We start from the raw sequence: 17811 nt of genomic DNA, 5'->3' as shown, positions 1-17811 counted from the left end.
TACGGATAAACGACGATGACCCCCCCGAGCGTCCGTCCAAAGGCCAGGTTGAACCCGCTTATGGATATTTTGATTGTTCAACATGTTGAGGCCGACCCGATTGGTATTTTGGGTCGTTACCTGGAGGTAAATGGAGCCTGGCTGCACACCTGGCTGGTGCCTCAGCAGCCCACTCCACCAGCGGGGCACTACGACGGGTTGATCGTACTGGGCGGCCCTATGAATGCCTGTGAAGACGACAACTTTCCCCACCTGGCGCGGGTAATCCAGCTAATTCAAGAATTTCACGATCAGGGCAGGCCGGTGCTGGGCATTTGCCTGGGGGCCCAGCTAATTGCTCGGGCCTTTGGCAGTCGGGTCTACCAAAACGAGAGGCCTGAACTGGGTTTTACGCCCCTGTTTCCGGTAACGGCGGCGGGCGAAGCCTGGATTCAGGACTATCCGCCAGGCATGCCGATGATGCAGTGGCACTTTGACACCTTTGACTTGCCGACTGGAGCCCAGCTGCTGCTAACCAATGACGTCTGCGCCAATCAAGCATTTCGCCTGGGCAGTCACACCTACGGCTTGCAGTTTCATCCCGAGGTCACGCCCGAAATTGTGATGAACTGGATTGCCTTCAAGACTGACTGGATTGAGGCCCATTACCCCCACCTGTTTGAGGAGCTACGGGAGCAGTTGATCCTGCACTGGGTGCAGTCGGCCCAGTTCACCGAAAAGTTAGCCAATGCCTGGTATAGCCAGGTCGTTGCTGCCGCCCAGACGGTTTCCCTACTGCGGCAGACCTGAGTCAGCCCAGGGGCTCGCTGCTGTGTGCTGGATGACCTGCCTCGTCCAGCCTGCTCAGTGCGTTGATTTTCTCCCCAGCGCTGGGAGGTCACGGTTGTTGTGAGGATTAAAGGTCATGGTCTATCCCGATATTCAGCCGCTTTCTGCCGAACTCCAGGCCCTCCAGCAGCGGTTGGAGCAGCAGGGGGTGAAGTATGCCCTGGCCAGCTTTGTGGATATCCACGGGCTCTGCAAGGGCAAGGTGGTGCCCCTGAGCCACTTCGATCGCATGATGCAGGGCTCCGAGCTGTTTACCGGTGCGGCCCTCGACGGCGTCCCCCAGGAGATTAGCGACGACGAAGTGGGCACCATGCCCGACCCCGCCAGCGCCACGGTGCTGCCCTGGAACCCGGAGGTGGTGTGGTTTGCCAGCGATCTGTACCTGGCGGGGCAGCCCTTCGAGGCCTGCTGCCGCACCATTCTGCGGCGGGCGCTGGACCAGGCGGCGGCCATGGGCTACCGGTTTAACCTGGGCATCGAGACCGAGTTTTTTATCCTCAAAGATACCGAGACCGGGTTTGGGCCGGTGAGCGATCGCGACACCCTAGCCAAAGCTGCCTACGCCATCCCCACGGTGCTCGACAACTACAAAATCCTCGACACCATCGTCAGCGCCATGAACGGCCTGGGCTGGGATGTGTACTCCTTTGACCACGAAGATGCCCAGGGCCAGTTTGAAACCGACTTCACCTACTGCGACGCCCTGACCATGGCCGATCGCCTGACGTTCTTTCGGCTGATGGTGAAGGAACTGGCCCGCGCCCAGGGCTACTTCGCCAGCTTTATGCCCAAACCCTACGCCAACCAGACCGGCAGCGGTGCCCACTACAACATGTCCCTGGCGGATCTCGAAACCGGCCAAAACCTGTTTGAAGACCCCACCGACCCCTGCGGCCTCTCCAAGCTGGGCTACCAGTTCATTGCTGGGGTGCTGAAGCATGCCAAGGCAATCGTCGCCGTCACCTGCCCCACGGTGAATAGCTACAAGCGGCTGGTGCGCCAGGGCAGCATGTCGGGCTTTACCTGGGCGCCGGTCTACATCTGCTACGGCAACAATAACCGCACCAACATGCTGCGCATTCCCATGGGCGGGGGCCGGGTGGAGTGCCGCGCCGCCGACATCTCCACCAACCTATACCTGGGGGCGGCGATGATTTTGGCCGCTGGGCTGGAGGGCATCCGCGAAGGGCTGGACCCGGGTGAACCCCACCGCGAGAACATGTACACCTATCCTTTGGCTGAGCTAACGGCCATGGGCATCGACACCCTGCCGCGCACCCTGGGGGAGGCGATCGCCGCCTTTGCCGCCGACCCCCTCAGCGAAGCGGTGATGGGGCCACTGATGTATAAAACCTACGTGGATTTCAAGACCCAGGAGTGGGAGGAATACCACAGCCACATCTCCGACTGGGAAATTCAACGCTACCTGAAATTTTTCTAGGGATTCTAGAGAACGCCTGGCGATCGCCTGCAATGCCTACCCTGGCTGCCCTCGTCCCCTTGCCCTGGTGCCCCAAGGCAGGGTCTGATTTCCCCGCTTGGGCAACCTGTTTGAGCTTGGCCTGCTTGAGCCTACTGTCTTGCTCTCCGGTAGCACCCACCAGGCCATGTAATAATTATCACAGGGCAGGCGGACAAGGCTGAAGAATTACTACAGGGTTTTGCGGATCTCAAGGGAGAGTATGGTAGAAAATACACAGATACTGATCATTGAAAAGAGCCAATGGCTTGCCCCCCCCATAGACAGCCCAGACGGCGGCAACAGCTCCTGTTGGGAGTCTTAAGTATTACTACGGTCTTGCTGGTATCTTTTGCGGCCAGTGCTATCCCCGTGCGGGTCGATCGAGGCCTGGTGGTCAGTCGAGTGCAGGGCGACGTCACCCTGCTGCGTCCGGGGCGGTCAACAGCGGCCCGAGTCGGTGACCACCTCGGGGCGGTAGGTGACGGCCTGCGCACGGGCACGCGGTCTTCGGCGGTTCTCAACGTCGATACCGATGTCGGGTTTTTGGACGTTTCTGAGCGCACTGAGCTACGGATTCGCACCCTGGAAATGGCTGCTGATGGTGGACGCATTACCCATCTCACCGTGCCCCGTGGGCAGGTGAGAACGCGGCTGCGGCGCTTTACCCACGAGGGTTCGCAGTTTGAAATCGAAACCCCTGCGGGCATTAGCGGGGTGCGCGGCACTGAGTTTGGGGTCAACGTGCAGGACGATGGCAAGACCGGCATCGCCACCTTGAGCGGAGCCGTAGACACAACGGCGGTAGGAGAGACCGTGGCGGTGCCTGCGGGGTTTCAAAACCTGATTTTCCCCGGAGAGCCGCCTACCGAGCCCGTGCCCCTGCGGGATGACCCAGGTCTGGAGTACGAGCGACGGGTGATTTTTGAGCGCGGTACTCGTTTCGTCACGCTGATAGGCCGCGTTGACCCGGTCAACACGGTGTTTGTGGATGGAGCCCCACAGACCGTCGATCGCCAGGGAGAGTTTCGCCTCACCCGTCTGGCGACGGCCCGGTTGCGAGTCGAGGTTGTAGTGATCACTCCCCTTGGCCGCCAGGAAATCCATGAGATCTACCTTCTCTAACCTGTTTCGGCAGAGTTTGTTAGCCCTGCTACCTGTAGGTGTTGCTGGTTTGGTAGTGGTAGGTTTCAGCGAGTTGGGCCTGCTACTGCCCATAGTTCAGGCCGAATATGGTTTGCGGTTTCGCCTGCGGGGGGAGCGCCCCTGGGCCAACCAGGTGGTGCTAATCGCCATCGATGACGCCAGCCTGGCGGCATTGGGATCGTTTCCCTGGCCGCGCCAGCGGTATACCGAACTGCTGGGGCGACTCCAGAGGGGGTCGCCCCAGGTGATTGTTTTTGATCTGGTGTTTAGCGAGGCCAGTCCCGACGATGGGGCCTTTGCCGAGGCGATCGCCACTCACCCCGCCGTCATTTTGGCTTCGGCCTGGAACCGCCAGGGGCAGCCCCTGGGGCCAACTCCCCCCCTGGCCGCTGCGGCCCTGACCAGTGGACACATCCTGCAGCAGCACCAGGGCGGCTACATTCACAGCGTGACCCCCGAGCTGGGGGAACAGCCCGCCCTGGCCATCGCCACCGCAGAGGCCCTGAGCCTGAGCCAGCAGGCTGTTCCTCTGCCGCCGCTTGATCGGCCCCTGTGGGTCAATTGGCCTGGCCCCAGCACCCGTCTGCACACCTACTCCTTTGTTGATGTGCTTGAAGGGCGGGTGGCGCCCCAGGCCTTTGAGGGTAAGGTGGTGCTGATTGGGGCTACAGCCCTGGGCCTCGACGACTGGGTCACCCCGTTTGACCGTGACCCACCCGCCAGTGGGGTGTACCTGCACGGAGCCCTGATCGACAATTTGCTTCACCAGCGCTGGCTCAAGCCGCTGCCGGGGAGCTGGGCCGGAGCGCTGGCTATGGCCTTCGCCCTGGCGGTGGTGTTCCAGCGGCGGCTGCCCCACGGCACTCTACAGGGCACCGTGTGGCGGCGGGTCGCCCTGATCGGTGGCCTGGTCATCCTCTGGTGGGGGCTGGCCCTGGCTCTGTTTGGGGTTAACCTCTGGCTGCCGGTGGTGGGGCCAGGGCTGATGGCCGTGACGGTGGGTAGTTTGGGTATCGCCCAACAGCTGGGGCAGCAAAATCGGTGGCTACGGGAGCTAACGGCTGGGCTGCAGCGCCGCTACGGAGCCATGCTGGTGCTGCCCCCCCTACCGGCCCTGCCCCAGGAGGAACGGATAGAGCCACCTGGGCTCTCCTCTCGGGTGGCTCAACTGGTCGATCTGACCCAGCAGCTGGGGCGATCGCAGGCGATTCAGGCGGCCATTGCCCGCAGCCTCCCCCTGGGGCTGGTGGCGGCTGCGGCCGATGGCACCGTGTGGTTTGCCAACCCTCTGGCCACCGACTGGCTGGGACTGACGGCGGGGGACAACCTGAATGCCAGTCCCCTGGCCGACTGGTTTGACCCAGGGGGCTGGTCGGCTCTGTGGCAGCGGGTGGTGGCGGCTCAGCCGGTGCCCACCCAGGTCAGGCAGCGGGGCGATCCCAAGGCCGCGAACCGCTGGTACGAGCTGCGGCTGGAGCCCCTGACCGCCGAAGATAACCTGCTGGTCGCCGGGGAGCGGGGGGCGATCGTCTTGATTGAGGACATCACCTACCGTCAGCACATGGAAACCGAGCTGCGCCGGCTCAACGAGAGCCTGGAGGACCAGGTGCAGGTGCGCACCCGGCAGCTAGAGCAGCTCAACCGATCGCTGCACGAGCAGATTGCCGAGCGCCAGGAGGCCCAGAACCAGCTGGCCTACGAAGCCCTGCACGATGCGCTGACCGGACTGCCCAACCGCCGCCAGTTTCTCAGCCACCTGAGCGCCCAATTTGGCCAGCCCCAGGATGAGCGCTTTGCGGTGCTGTTTCTCGACTGCGATCGCTTCAAGCTGATCAACGACTCCTTTGGCCACTGGGTTGGCGATGAACTGCTGAAGCAGGTGGCCACCATCGTGCAGGATTGTGTGCGCCCCACCGATGTAGTGGCGCGCTTTGGGGGCGACGAGTTCACCATTTTGCTGACCACCCTGGAGCAGGTCGAGGATGCGATCGCGGTGGCCCAGCGCATTCGCCAGCGGTTTGCCCAGCCTCTGAGCCTGGCCGGGCAACAGCTGTTTACCAACACCAGCATTGGCATTGTGATCGGCGGTTCCCAGTACCACCACCCCGACGAACTGCTGCGCGACGCCGATACCGCCATGTACCAGGCCAAGGTCAATGGCCTCGGCTACGCGCTGTTTGCCCCCGATATGCACCTGGATGTGCGCCGATCCCTTCAGATTGAGACATCACTCCGGCTGGCCCTGGAGCAGCAGGAATTCCAGCTCCACTACCAGCCGATCGTTGGCCTTATGTCCCAGCATCTGATGGGCTGTGAGGCGCTGCTGCGCTGGCGACACCCCTCACGGGGGCTGCTGTCGCCCAGCGATTTTTTGACCATTGCCGAAGAGTCTGGGCTGATGGTACCGATTGGTGGCTGGGTCCTGCGGGAAGCCTGCAATCAAATGCAGCGCTGGCGTCGTCGCCTTCTCATGCCTGCGGATGCAGTCATGAGTATTAATCTGTCAACGACTCAGTTTTTGCAGCCCGACCTGGTCGCCGTGATTGAAGACAGCTTGGCGGTTAGCGGCTTGCCCCCGGCCAACCTCAAGCTCGAAATCACCGAAACCGTGGTGATGGAAAACCCGGCTCAGGCTGTGCAGATGATTCAGGCGCTGCGCGATCGCGGCATCCGGCTCAGCATTGACGACTTTGGCACCGGCTACTCCTCCCTGGGCTACCTGCAGCAGATCCCCGTCGACATGCTCAAAATCGATCGCAGCTTCATCGACAGAATCCATCAAAGTTCCCAGCAGTACGGCATCGTCGAAGCCATCCTTCGCCTCGCCACCCACCTCAACATCCAGGTCATTGCCGAAGGGATTGAGCAGTCTGCCCAGCTGCAGGCGCTCAACCGGCTGGGCTGTGAATTTGGTCAGGGGTATCTCTTTGCCCGCCCCCTCAGCGTCAGTCAGTTCAGCCAGTACCTGCGAGGGGAGAGGGGAAGCCGAGAGCGGTAAAAGAGCGCCCAGGGACTGCACACTCCCCAGGCGCTCTGGACCTTTGCGGATGTAGTCAGGGTGGTAAACAGACCGTTACCCAGGGGATCACCCGGCTACGGGCTTGGGCTTCACATTGGCCGGGTCAAAGATGCCCTTAGGAATAATGCCGTGCACGCCCCAGTTGCCGTCCACCACCTGGGTTATGGCAAAGTCGGCCCCCACGGTAATCAGCGAAAACGCTTCGTCTTCAGTGAGGTTCATGCCGTTCATCAAGAAGTCGCGCAGCTTGGCCGAGCTATCCTTGAGCGCCGGGTCCAGGGAAGACAGCGTGTAGATTTCGCTCTGGGCATCATCGCCTAGGGCTTCAAGATAGTTGGGGAAGGTAAAGCCGTGGACAATCCAGCTGTCCGGGGTTTCAAGCAGCGGGTAATTGACTCCTTCGAGAATGGTGCCCGCCAGATCCGCCTGCTTGTGCAGCACGAACTGGAACACGCCGGTAATTGAGGTCTCAATGGCGGTGCCATCCAGCTCAGAATCGCCCTGGGAGGCGTGGGCGTCACCGCCGGAGAACAGCGCCCCCGGCACCGCCACCGGATAGTACATGGCGGTACCAATGCCAATGTTGCGGTTGTCGATGTTGCCACCAAAGTAGCTGGGTGGAATCGAGTCGACTACCTCCGCCTCGCTGGGGGCCACCCCCATGGAGCCCAGGTGCAGGCGTAGGGGCACCTTTACCCCTTCCAGGGTTTCGCCAATTTCGGTCACGGTGTCGTGATCAACAATGATGCCGGGGTAGTCGATAGTTTCATGCACCGTACCGTCGGGGGTGGTTTGGGGCGTCCACTGGTAGCGGTAGAGGGCGGTGGCGTAGTCCTGCTCCCCGGTGGCGTCCATCTCATAGAGGGTGATCACTTCGCGAGGGGCAGGCTCTTCGCGGTGGTTGTCGTACTGGAAGCCCCACCAGGCGGCGGCGTTGGATCCGTAGGTTTTGGTGGGGTCGCTGCCGCTGGGCCGCAGCTTCAGGTCAACCATCCTCACCTCCAGCAGGTCGCCCGGCTCGGCCCCGCACACGTAGACCGGACCCGTGAGAATGTGTACGCCGGGGCCGCGATCGCTGATGGTCTTTTCCTCCGCCGTCCAGTTGTAGATCGCCTCGATCGCTGGGTCACCTGCAATCATGCGATCGTAGTCGTCGCCCGCGTGGTGGGTAATGGTCTCTAGGGTCACGTAGTCTTGGGAATTGATCGCAACGACTGGGGCCAGATTTTTGCTGTAAAAGCCCCAGTGCACCGTTTCGGGGCTAGCGGCCACCTGGTAGTGGCGGGGGCTGCTAGAAGCGTTAGAGCAGCTTGTAGGCAGCGTGCTTTCGAGGGGAGGCACCGCCGCGCTGGCCCGGGGCATGCCCGTAGGCAAAAAGCTGGCCCCAAAGCAGAGAACGACCGTGGCAACAAACAACGACGGCCACAGCTTCGGCCACCGTTTTTTGCGATTTTCAGACATTTTAAGTCTCCTGCGAGAATTTTTGACCATAAACCTCCCCTATGGTTCTGCATCAGGTGTCTCGCTTCTGTATACTGAGAAACTTAATTTTTCCAGGTTCCCATGACAAGGGAAATCTGCTGCACAGACCCCAGGGTGCTTGTAGGGGTAGACTGATTTGCACAGCGCCAAGGGCAGAAGAACCCTGGGGTCTCGCCTGCGACAACTCTCTTTAGAGGTAGGAACCAGAGGGACAGCGTAAAAAGAATACGCGCCCGGAAACCAGGTTTCTTCGGCGCGCCCCAGAGGACCTATTTGTCGCCCCAGAAACCCAGTTTTTCTATCTACCTAGGAGTCTGCCAAGCCAAAGATGACAGATTGGCGGGGCTCACGGTACACGGTGTACGGTTCACGGCAGTCCTTAAACCGTACACCGTGTACCCTGCACCGTTAGACGGTTGGAGCCTGTCACAATCAGGTTGGTCAAGTACTAGGGCAGACAGTCCATGTAGTTCTCCACATCCCAGTTAGTAGTGGTGGCCAAAAAGCGGATCCACTCATCCCGCTTGTACTGGTCGTAGAGGCGGTACATCTCCCCCGGCAGCGCCGATTTGATTACCTCGTCGGAGGCCAGGGCATCCAGCGCTTCACCCAGGGACATGGGCAGCTTTTTCACCTGCTTGCCGCTGTCCATCGCCTCGTAGATATTGCGCTGCTCTGGCTCGCCGGGGTCGAGCTGGCGGCTGAGGCCGTCGTCAAAGGCCTTGAGCATGGCGGCGGCCATCAGGTAGGGGTTGACCATGGAGTCAACCGCCCGATACTCAAAGCGACCGGGGGCGGACACTCGCAGGCCACAGGTGCGATTTTGGTAGCCCCAGTCGGAGTACACCGGAGCCCAAAAGCCCGCATCCCACAGGCGGCGGTAGGAGTTGACCGTGGAGCAGCCGATCGCCGTCAGGGCGGGCAGGTGCTCAATCACGCCGCCGATGCAGTGCAGCCCCACCGGGCCAGGAATGCGTTTGGAGGTGCCCTCCACCGGCATGAAGGTATTCTCGCCGCCCCGGTGGTAGGTGTAGTTGCCCTCCAGACCGGGCAGGCTGTCAAAGCCAAACATCTTGATCGCCGGTTCACCGCCGCGCCACAGGGACAGGTTATGGTGGCAGCCCGAGGCCGACACCCCCATAAACGGCTTCGACATGAAGCAGGCGATCAGGTTAAACTCGCGGGCCACCTGGGCGCAGATCTGGCGGTAGGTGGTGAGGCGATCGCAGGTCCTGAGCGCGTCGTCGAACATAAAGTTCAGCTCTAGCTGTCCCGGCGCGTCCTCGTGGTCGCCCTGGATCATGTCCAGGCCCATGGCCCGGCTGTACTCGATCACCCGCAGAAAGACCGGGCGCAGCTCCTCAAACTGGTCGATGTGGTAGCAGTTGGGCTTGGTGACGCCGCCGTCGGGCCTGCCGTCGGGCCCTTTTTTCAGCCACATCATCTCGGGTTCGCAGCCGTGGCGCAGCTGCAGGCCGTGCTTCTCCTGAAATTCCGTGTGGATGCGCTTGAGGTTGCCGCGACAGTCGCCGGTCAAAAACGCCGCCGCATCCACCTCCTCTTCGCGGTTGCGGAAGCAGACGCAGTAGACCCGGGCCACCCGCTTATCCCAGGGCAGCTGACAAAAGGTCTCCGGGTCGGGGATGGCAACGAGTTCGGCGGCCTCTGGCCCGTAGCCCAGGTACTGGCTGTTGCGATCCATCGCCAGGTTGACCGTCGCCCCGTAGACCAGCTGAAAGCCGTTCGCCGCCGTAGCTTCCCAGTAGTCGGCCGGAATGCCCTTGCCGACAATGCGTCCGGTGACCGAAATGAACTGGTAGTAGATGTACTGAATCCCCAGTTCGTCAATTTTGGCCCGCACTTGCTTGACCAGCTCATCGCGCCCCTCGGCGACGACGTAGCGCTCCAGATCCGTCGAGGTGTCAACCCGTGTCAGCACTCCAGTCACCGTGAGACCTCCTAAGCTTTGGATAAAGCGGTTATGGCTGGTTTCAGTAAAGCCAACTTGTTATGACAAGTTTGTAGCCTTTGATACGTCGATCTAGAAACCTGAAGGGGGCTGATATCCAATCCTGTCTGGTTGGCCCCGATTCAGTCGGGCGAAGGGCATCGAGCCTGCTCGGCTACGGCAATGCGCTACGGGCTCAATGTTTTCGAACCAGGTTCCGCGGGTCGGAGCTGGCAGGAGACGGAGCTGGAGTGGTGTCAAGGGCCAATAAAAAAAGCCGCCCTGATGATAGTCAGGGCGGCTTTCAAGCTAAGTCAGGTGATCATCGCCACCTGGTGTTGGGCGATCGCTTAGTAGTCGAAGTCGCCGCCCATGCCAGCGCCAGCGGGAGCGCCTTCTTTGGGTTCGGGCAGATCGACCACGATGCACTCGGTGGTCAGCACCATACCGGCGATGGAGGCCGCATTCTGCAGGGCAGAGCGGGTCACCTTGGCGGGGTCAACAATACCGGCGTCAAACATGTCGACAAACTCGCCGTTGGCGGCGTTGTAGCCAACGTTGAAGTCCTTCTCTTTGACCCGCTCGGCGATCACAGCACCGTTCTGGCCAGCGTTTTCGGCAATGCGCATCAGCGGCGCGGCCAGGGCGCGGGCAACAATGCTAGCGCCGGTGTGCTCTTCGGCGCTGAGGTTGGCATCAACCCAGGTGATCAGGTCGGGCACCAGGTGGGCCAGGGTGGTACCGCCGCCGGGGACGATGCCCTCTTCCACAGCCGCCTTGGTGGCGTTGATGGCGTCTTCCAGGCGCAGCTTGCGGTCCTTCATCTCGGTTTCGGTGGCAGCCCCGACCTTGATTACGGCCACACCGCCGGAGAGCTTGGCCAGGCGCTCCTGGAGCTTCTCTTTGTCGTAGGTGGAGTCGGTCTCTTCGATCTGGCGACGGATCTGCTCACAGCGGGCCTTGACATCCTTCTCGTTGCCTTCGGCGACAATGGTGGTGGTGTCTTTGGTGATGGTGAGGCGGCGGGCCTGACCCAACATGTCGAGCTTGGTGTTGTCGAGCTTGAGGCCGGTGTCTTCAGAGATCACCTGACCACCAGTCAGCACGGCGATGTCTTCGAGCATGGCTTTGCGGCGATCGCCAAACCCAGGCGCTTTCACAGCGGCCACGTTCAGCACACCGCGCAGACGGTTGACCACCAGGGTGGCCAGGGCCTCTTTCTCAATGTCTTCGGCAATGATGATCAGGGGGCGACCGGAGCGAGCCACTTGCTCTAGCACGGGCACCAGATCCTGCACCAGGGCAATTTTCTTGTCGGTGATCAGGATGTAGGGCTCATCCAGCACCGCTTCCATACGCTCGGTGTCGGTGACAAAGTAGGGGGAGACATAGCCCTTGTCGAAGCGCATGCCCTCGGTGACCTCCAGTTCGGTGGTCATGGACTTGCCCTCTTCCAGGGAGATGACGCCTTCGCGGCCCACTTTCTCCATGGCTTCGGCGATCATGGCACCGACTTCTTCGTCGTTACCGGCGGAGATGGAGCCGACCTGGGCGATGGATTTGGAGTCTTCCACCGGGCGGGCGTGCTCAGCAATTTTCTCCACCAGGAAGGCGGTGGCCTTGTCAATGCCGCGCTTCAGCGAAATCGCGTTGGCACCAGCGGCCACGTTGCGCAGACCTTCTTTGACGATCGCGTGGGCCAGCACGGTAGCGGTGGTGGTGCCGTCGCCAGCAGCGTCATTGGTTTTGCTGGCGGCCTGACGAATCAGGGCCACACCGGTATTCTCGATGTTGTCCTCGAGCTCAATTTCTTTGGCGATGGTGACACCGTCATTGACGATTTGGGGGGCACCAAATTTCTTTTCGAGCACCACGTTGCGGCCTTTGGGGCCGAGGGTGACGGCCACAGCTTCGGTCAGAATGTCCATCCCTTTTTCGAGGGCGCGACGGGCGTTTTCGTTGTAAACAATGCGCTTAGCCATGGAATCGATTTTCTCCGCAAGAAGAGTTAGGAGTGAACGGGAACGTGTCGGTCAGACGGTTTTGGTCAGAGGGGGGAGGCAAACGGCGGGTTTCAGCGGTTAGGAGGGCTGGGCAAGGCGATCGCAAAACCCAATAAAATCCGGCGTAGTCAGTGGTGGGCAGTGCCCACCCTACGCGGCCAAAATTCACCAGCTAAAATCCAAAATTGGGCCTAGCCCAGCACCGCCAGAATGTCCTTCTCAGACAGCAGCACAAATTCGTCGCCGCCCAGCTTGATATCGGTACCGGCGTACTTGGAGTAGAGCACCTTGTCGCCAACCTTGACTTCCATAGCCTGGCGGCTGCCCTTGTCATCGGCTTTGCCGGGACCTACGGCGGTAATTTCGCCCACCTGAGGCTTTTCCTTGGCAGTGTCGGGTAGCAGAATGCCGCCAGCGGTGGTCTCTTCGGACGCACTTACTTTAATCAAAACTCGATCGGCTAGGGGCTTAACGCTAGATGCCGCCAACGTGATAGCTGCCATACAATGCTTCTCCGAATTTGCTATTAAGACAGCGCCTGAGGGACATACCCTACGCAATACAGGCGCACCACACAGACTTTAGAGCTTAGCACTCACAAGCTCCGAGTGCTAATTTACGGCGCGGAGGGGGGCGATCGCAACGCGGAGACCTGTACGGGTTCCCGAACTGGGGGGATGAGTGGGAGGGTGGATGGGTAGGAGGGTGGATGGGAGGGAGGGAGGGAGGGTGGGTGGGTGGATGGGTGAGGGAGAGAGGGTGGATGGGTGAGGGAGAGAGGGTGGATGGGTGAGGGAGAGAGGGGGGCGATCGCGGTCAGAATCGGGCTGGGAATGGCTGCGTTTGAACGCTTATAGTATTTATCTCCTCAGAGCAATGGCTATGTCCTTTTTGCCCGGTTCCAAGGTTTGGCTGCCCGTGCTGACCAGCTTTCTGTTTGCCGGTAGCTTTGTGGCGGGCAAGTACACCACGGTGGACCTGGGACCGCTGACGACATCTCTGCTGCGCTACGTGATTGCGATGGTGGTGCTGGGGCTCTTGATCAGCCGTAGTGCTCGGCCGAGTAAGGCGCTAACGGTGGCGCGATCGGACTGGGGTGCCATGGCGCTGCTGGGGCTGTTTGGGGTGGTGGGCTACCACTATTTTTTCTTTCTCAGCCTGCGCTACACGGCCACCGCCAACACTGCCATTATCAACGCCTTTAACCCGGTGGTGACTGGGGTGATGGCGGCTCTGTTCATTGGCGAACGGCTGACCCGCCGCCAGTACGCAGGCATTGTGCTGGCGCTGCTGGGGGTGCTGACGCTGCTGACGCGGGGTAACCTGACTAACCTCTTGACCCTGGAGCTAAACCGGGGCGATGGGCTGATGCTGTGCGCCGTGCTGTGCTGGGTGGTGTATTCGCTAATCATCAAGCAGCTGAGCCAGCGCTACTCGGGGCTGACGATCACCTTCTATGCGGCGGTGGCGGGGGTGGGGCAGCTGCTGGGGCTGGCTGCCGCCGAACGCTGGTGGCAGCAGCTCACCCTCGTCTCCTGGAACTCGCTCCTGGCCATTGTCTATATGGGGGTGGCGGCTTCGGGGGTTGCCTACCTGCTGTTTAACCTCAGCATTCAGCAGGTGGGGCCGACCCGCACCGCCAGCGTGGTCTACAGTTTGGTGCCGATTTTTGTGGCGGCCCTGGCCTGGCTGTTTTTTCGGGAGCCGCTAACCGCCCCTATGGTGGCCAGTATGGGGCTAATCTTGCTGGGCGTAAATGTCGTGCTGAGTCTGCCCAAAGTGTGAGTGAGAGGAAATTAGCGTTCGCTATGCTGAGCATAGTTTGTGCCAGCTTATTTTTTGCCGGGAGGCATTATGGCATCGCTAATATTGTCTTTTTTGAGCCCAATTTCTGCCCTGATTGGCCCCATTAACCTGTTTGGCAGCACCGTTCTGCTGGGAGGATTTGGCGATGATCGGCTCATTGGGGGCGACGGAGACGAGATTTTGATTGGCCTGGGGGGTAACAACCAGTTGTTTGGGGGTGGGGGCAACGATCGCCTCTATGGTGGACCAGGCAACGACCTGCTGGACGGCGGCCTGGGCCAAAATCGCCTTGTCGGCGGGGCAGGACAGGATACCTTTGTGCTGAGAAACGATGGCCGGGTCGATACCGTGGTGGATTTTACCCCTGGGGTCGATCGGTTTTTGCTGCAGGGCGGATTGAGTCTGGGGCAGATTGCGATCGCCCAGCAGGGGGGCAACACCACCCTGCGCTACCTGAACCAGCCAGAACCTAGCGTCATTCTGCTCAACGTGGAGGCCACCAGCCTGACGCCGGAGAGCTTTCAAACCCAGGCGCTGGTGCCCAGCTTCAACAGCCTGACCATTTTTGGCGACAGCCTCTCCGACCCCGGCAACCTGTTCCGGCTCACCGGCTTTTTCCCGCCCTTTCCCTACTCCCAGGGGCGATTTTCCAACGGCGATATCTGGGTGGACTACTTGGCGAGTGACCTGGGGCTAGAGCCAGCCCAGGTGCAAAATTTTGCCCTCGGAGGAGCCACCACGGGCCGCGACAACGGCCTCGATCCGCTGATTGGATCGATTACAGGCATCGATCCCAACCTGCCGGGGCTGCTGGACCAGGTGGATAGCTATCTCGGTAGCCTGGGCGAGGGAGCGGCCAACCCCGATGGTCTGTACGTGGTGTGGGCCGGGGCCAATGACCTGTTTAACCTGCCCAGCGACCCCGCCGCGATTCCGGCCTTTCTAGCCAACTCGGTGCAGAATATTGCCACGGCGATCGGCAGTTTGGCGGCGCGGGGGGCAGACACCTTCCTGGTGCCCAACCTGCCCAACCTGGGCCTCACCCCCCGCACCCTGCTCGACGGCACCAGCCAGCAGGCTACGGCCCTGAGCCTGGGGTTCAATGGGGGGCTGGCCAATGCCCTCACGGCGCTAGAGCAAGCTCTGCCCATTGACATCATTCCGGTCGATCTGTTTGGGCTCACCAACGAGATCATTGGCGCGCCGGCAGAGTTTGGCTTTACCAATGTCACCGACCCACTGTTCAACCCGTTGCTGCCCAATGGCCCCGACCCACTGCTGCTCAACGACCCCGGCTTTTTCTGGTGGGATCAGCAGCACCCGACAACGCGAGTCCACGACCTGCTATCGGACGTGTTTCAGGTCGCCCTGGTGGAGGCTGGTTACGTACAGGCTGGGGCCGACCTGCTGCCGACCCTGAGCGCTGGGTTCGAGGCCGACTGGCTGCCCCAGGGCACAAGCAACCTGGCTGAAGCGACCGCAAACGCTCTGGTGCCCAGCCCGGAGGCTTGGCTGGCGGTGAGTGCCGATCTGGGGTGATGGTATCTGGGTGACGGTACCTGGGCGCCAGGGGGTGGAATATCAGACAGAGGCCGTTAGCGTGATGGATGCGGGGCCTCTGTCTGTCCCTGGGCGGCTGATTTAATAGCTTTCGTCGGTGGTGACGGTGTGCAGACCCAGGTCGTGGTTGGCTCGGTTGAGGCGATCGGCGATCGCGCGCCGCCATTTCAAACTGATGGTGTCGTCGGCCAGCACTTCCTGGGCCTCTTCGCGGTATTTGGCACTTTGCACGGTATCGACCTCTTCAAGCTGCTTGAGGTGCTCAAATACTTCTTTGGGAGTCGTCATAGCGGTTGTCCTCTTGATCAGGGGCTGGGGCAACCTGGGCCACAGGACCGAGGTTGCGGGCGCATCCCACCATTTTCTGAAAAGCCCAACCCAACCGCTACTGTTCCCAGCTGAACCTTTACGCCCTGACAAATTTTGTTGTGCTTCGCAACAGGCTGTTGCACTTCGCACCAGCGGATCCGTCTGCCCAAATCTCCGCCCACTGTCCTGGGCTGAATGGGGTGATTCTTCGGTGTGTGTTCAATCCCTGGTCAGTTAATAATTGAACCGGGATGTTTGTTCGAGCCGATTCCATGTCTAGGCTAAAACCAGACAGGGGCATTGCGGAGGAGAGAGCCAGGCATGGAGACGGCTGCCAATGGGGCGATCGCAGCGGCGTATTTCATTATTCCCCTGACGCTGCTGCCGCTGCTGCGGTGGAGCAAGCGCGAGGTTTGGCTCAACCTGCTGTTGATGATTTTGTTCGTCTTCAGCTGCGGCGTGGGACACACCCTAAGCGCCCTGCACCTGCACAGCACCCGCTGGCACTGGGTGACGGCGGGAATTTCCTGGACGGCGGTGGTGGCCTTACTCGCCAGCCAGACGCGCCTGCGCTACCTGAGCGAAACCTTTAGTCTGCTGGAGGCCACCTGGGATCAGGCCCTGACCGGCAAAATGCTTTACGAACGCAGCGGCGACGACCTCACCCTGCTCAAGCTCAACCCTGCCGCCCTGGGCATCACTAATAATTTGCTCAGGCCGGGCGATCGCCTCTGCGAAAAAATGCCTGTCCACCGCCAGCCGGTCTACCCCTACCAGGAGTCCCTCATCGATCTCTACTTTCAGACCCTGGAGTCAGGAGAATCGCGGCGGCTAGAGTTTCACTACAAGGGCGAGGTTTCTGGCTGGTACACCACCCTTGTCACCCCCCTGTCGGATCAGCTGCTCTACCTCACGTTTGCCGAAGTGAGTGGCGTTATCCACGACCCCCTGACGGGCCTCTACAACCGCCGGGTGCTCGATATGGAACTGGCCACCTGGGATATCTGCCTTTTCATTGACCTCGATCGTTTTAAGCTGATCAACGACCAGCGGGGCCATTTCTTGGGGGATGAGTTGTTGAAAGCGGTCGCTGGGGTACTGCAAGATCAGGCCCAGCGCTATGGCGGCATTGCGTTACGCAACGGTGGCGACGAATTTCTGCTGCTGCTGCCTGCGGCGGACGCCGCTGCTGAGCCCTACCCTACCCCCGCCGCGATCGCGGAAGATGTGCTGGTTAATATTCTCGCGATTGAGGTTGAGGGCATCAGTATTAGCGCCTCCATTGGCGTTGCCAGCGGCACCGTCGAGGCGTTTGGGGAAGACACCCCGATCAACCGTCTGCTTCAGGCCGCCGAAACCGCCCTGCGGGAGGCCAAACGCAACCGGCGTTCGAATCTGCCCCAGCACCGCATTCAGGCGTGGAATAGCGATCTGGCTCGACGGCGGCTGCGTCAGATCACCCTGGAGGCTTACCTGGAGCAGCGCAGCAGTGAGCTGGAGTTCTGGCTCGCCTACCAGCCCATCTGCTGTATGGAAACCGGCACGATTGTCGGAGCCGAAGCCCTGATCCGGTGGGACTCGGCTCACCTGGGTCGGGTGTCGCCCTCGGAGTTTATTCCGGTGGCCGAGGCGACAGGGCTGGTGCACCGCATCAGCGACTGGGTACTCAGCCACGCCCTGGAGCAACTGGCCCGGTGGCAGGAGATCTCGCCCCAGTTCAATCTCTCGGTCAACATCAGCCCCCTGGAGCTGGAGGACGACGACTTTTTGGACCGCATCATGCAGCGGGTGGCGGGGGCGGGCATTACCAGCAACCGCTTTGGCATTGAAATCACGGAGCGGGGCATCTACAACAACCTGGAGCGCTACCTGCAAAGCCTGCAAGAGCTGCGGGATATGTCGCTGCGGCTCAAGGTCGATGACTTTGGCATGGGTCAGTCGGGGCTGGCCCAGCTTCTGCAGTTTCGCTTCGATGAGGTCAAAGTCGATCGCTTTTTCATTCCCACTAACGCCCAAAATTTGGAGAAAGTGGCGATCTGTCGGGCGATCGCCAACCTGTCGGAGGGCATCAACTTTGACCTGGTGGCCGAGGGGATTGAGCATGCCGACCAGCGCGACCTGATGCTGGAGCTGAACTACAGCTACGGCCAGGGCTATCTCTTCTCCAGGCCGCTGACGGCGCAGAATTTGACGACGCTGCTGCGGGAGGGGCGGGGGTTGGGGGTGGGTGAGTAGGTGAGTGGATGGGGGG

12 protein-coding genes are annotated in these 17811 nt (G+C 60.9%); 7 read left to right on the top strand and 5 right to left on the bottom strand.

From position 1 onward, the window contains the following. Positions 1 to 60: 60 nt before the first annotated feature. The 4 genes from NF78_RS13030 to NF78_RS28245 all read left to right on the top strand — a co-directional run bounded on the left by NF78_RS13030 (position 61) and on the right by NF78_RS28245 (position 6431). Positions 61 to 789: a type 1 glutamine amidotransferase gene (locus NF78_RS13030; protein WP_035986970.1), complete on the top strand. Its 729-nt coding sequence runs from the start codon at positions 61 to 63 to the stop codon at positions 787 to 789. Positions 790 to 904: 115 nt separating this feature from the next. Further along, positions 905 to 2269, top strand: coding sequence for a type III glutamate--ammonia ligase (gene glnT / locus NF78_RS13025; RefSeq protein WP_035986968.1), 1365 nt, complete (start codon positions 905 to 907; stop codon positions 2267 to 2269). Positions 2270 to 2626: 357 nt separating this feature from the next. After that, on the top strand, positions 2627 to 3412 hold the full coding sequence (locus tag NF78_RS13020; RefSeq protein ID WP_225885291.1) for a FecR domain-containing protein: 786 nt from the start codon (positions 2627 to 2629) through the stop codon (positions 3410 to 3412). After that, positions 3393 to 6431 carry an EAL domain-containing protein gene (locus tag NF78_RS28245; protein WP_081972607.1) on the top strand — a complete coding sequence of 1013 codons (3039 nt, stop codon included), beginning with the start codon at positions 3393 to 3395 and terminating at the stop codon, positions 6429 to 6431. Before NF78_RS13020 ends, NF78_RS28245 begins: the two co-directional genes overlap by 20 nt. Positions 6432 to 6518: 87 nt before the next feature. Here NF78_RS28245 and NF78_RS13010 read toward each other — a convergent pair whose 3' ends face one another. The 4 genes from NF78_RS13010 to groES all read right to left on the bottom strand — a co-directional run bounded on the left by NF78_RS13010 (position 6519) and on the right by groES (position 12388). Further along, on the bottom strand, positions 6519 to 7913 hold the full coding sequence (locus NF78_RS13010; protein WP_052050322.1) for an acetamidase/formamidase family protein: 1395 nt from the start codon (positions 7911 to 7913) through the stop codon (positions 6519 to 6521). A 469-nt stretch (positions 7914 to 8382) separates the two neighbouring features. Continuing rightward, complete coding sequence (locus NF78_RS13005) at positions 8383 to 9873, bottom strand: glutamine synthetase family protein (RefSeq protein WP_263970591.1); 1491 nt, start codon at positions 9871 to 9873, stop codon at positions 8383 to 8385. A gap of 359 nt (positions 9874 to 10232) precedes the next feature. Next, on the bottom strand, positions 10233 to 11864 hold the full coding sequence (gene groL, locus NF78_RS13000; protein WP_035986963.1) for a chaperonin GroEL: 1632 nt from the start codon (positions 11862 to 11864) through the stop codon (positions 10233 to 10235). A 212-nt stretch (positions 11865 to 12076) separates the two neighbouring features. Further along, positions 12077 to 12388 carry a co-chaperone GroES gene (gene groES / locus NF78_RS12995; protein ID WP_035986961.1) on the bottom strand — a complete coding sequence of 104 codons (312 nt, stop codon included), beginning with the start codon at positions 12386 to 12388 and terminating at the stop codon, positions 12077 to 12079. Between the two features lie 373 nt (positions 12389 to 12761). On the opposite strand from groES, the gene NF78_RS12990 reads away from it, so the two are divergent. Further along, positions 12762 to 13670: a DMT family transporter gene (locus NF78_RS12990; RefSeq protein ID WP_225885290.1), complete on the top strand. Its 909-nt coding sequence runs from the start codon at positions 12762 to 12764 to the stop codon at positions 13668 to 13670. Between the two features lie 93 nt (positions 13671 to 13763). After that, positions 13764 to 15230 (top strand): SGNH/GDSL hydrolase family protein, encoded by a 1467-nt coding sequence (locus NF78_RS28240; protein WP_052050319.1) that lies wholly within the window; start codon positions 13764 to 13766, stop codon positions 15228 to 15230. Positions 15231 to 15332: 102 nt separating this feature from the next. Here the strand turns inward: NF78_RS28240 and NF78_RS12980 are convergent, their stop codons facing one another. Then, the gene (locus NF78_RS12980) at positions 15333 to 15539 is read right to left on the bottom strand and encodes a hypothetical protein (protein ID WP_035986956.1); all 207 of its coding nucleotides are present in this window, start codon (positions 15537 to 15539) and stop codon (positions 15333 to 15335) included. Between the two features lie 342 nt (positions 15540 to 15881). Here NF78_RS12980 and NF78_RS12975 point away from each other — a divergent pair, with 342 nt between their 5' ends. After that, entirely contained in the window at positions 15882 to 17795 is a 1914-nt protein-coding gene (locus NF78_RS12975) for a putative bifunctional diguanylate cyclase/phosphodiesterase (protein ID WP_035986954.1), read from the top strand. Positions 17796 to 17811: the final 16 nt, after the last annotated feature.

Origin of the sequence: Leptolyngbya sp. KIOST-1 (assembly GCF_000763385.1) — a bacterium.
GTDB lineage: Bacteria > Cyanobacteriota > Cyanobacteriia > Phormidesmidales > Phormidesmidaceae > Nodosilinea.
Note: the sequence above shows the minus strand (reverse complement) of the source record. Positions and strands in the feature narration are given on the sequence as shown.

Excerpts from the sequence above, each read along its gene's own strand:
- groL (WP_035986963.1), bottom strand. The coding sequence starts at position 11,864 with ATGGCTAAGCGCATTGTTTACAACGAAAACGCCCGTCGCGCCCTCGAA.
- groES (WP_035986961.1), bottom strand. The coding sequence starts at position 12,388 with ATGGCAGCTATCACGTTGGCGGCATCTAGCGTTAAGCCCCTAGCCGAT.
- NF78_RS12990 (WP_225885290.1), top strand. The coding sequence starts at position 12,762 with ATGGCTATGTCCTTTTTGCCCGGTTCCAAGGTTTGGCTGCCCGTGCTG.
- NF78_RS28245 (WP_081972607.1), top strand. The coding sequence starts at position 3,393 with ATGAGATCTACCTTCTCTAACCTGTTTCGGCAGAGTTTGTTAGCCCTG.
- NF78_RS12980 (WP_035986956.1), bottom strand. The coding sequence starts at position 15,539 with ATGACGACTCCCAAAGAAGTATTTGAGCACCTCAAGCAGCTTGAAGAG.
- NF78_RS13010 (WP_052050322.1), bottom strand. The coding sequence starts at position 7,913 with ATGTCTGAAAATCGCAAAAAACGGTGGCCGAAGCTGTGGCCGTCGTTG.
- NF78_RS13030 (WP_035986970.1), top strand. The coding sequence starts at position 61 with ATGGATATTTTGATTGTTCAACATGTTGAGGCCGACCCGATTGGTATT.
- NF78_RS12975 (WP_035986954.1), top strand. The coding sequence starts at position 15,882 with ATGGAGACGGCTGCCAATGGGGCGATCGCAGCGGCGTATTTCATTATT.
- glnT (WP_035986968.1), top strand. The coding sequence starts at position 905 with ATGGTCTATCCCGATATTCAGCCGCTTTCTGCCGAACTCCAGGCCCTC.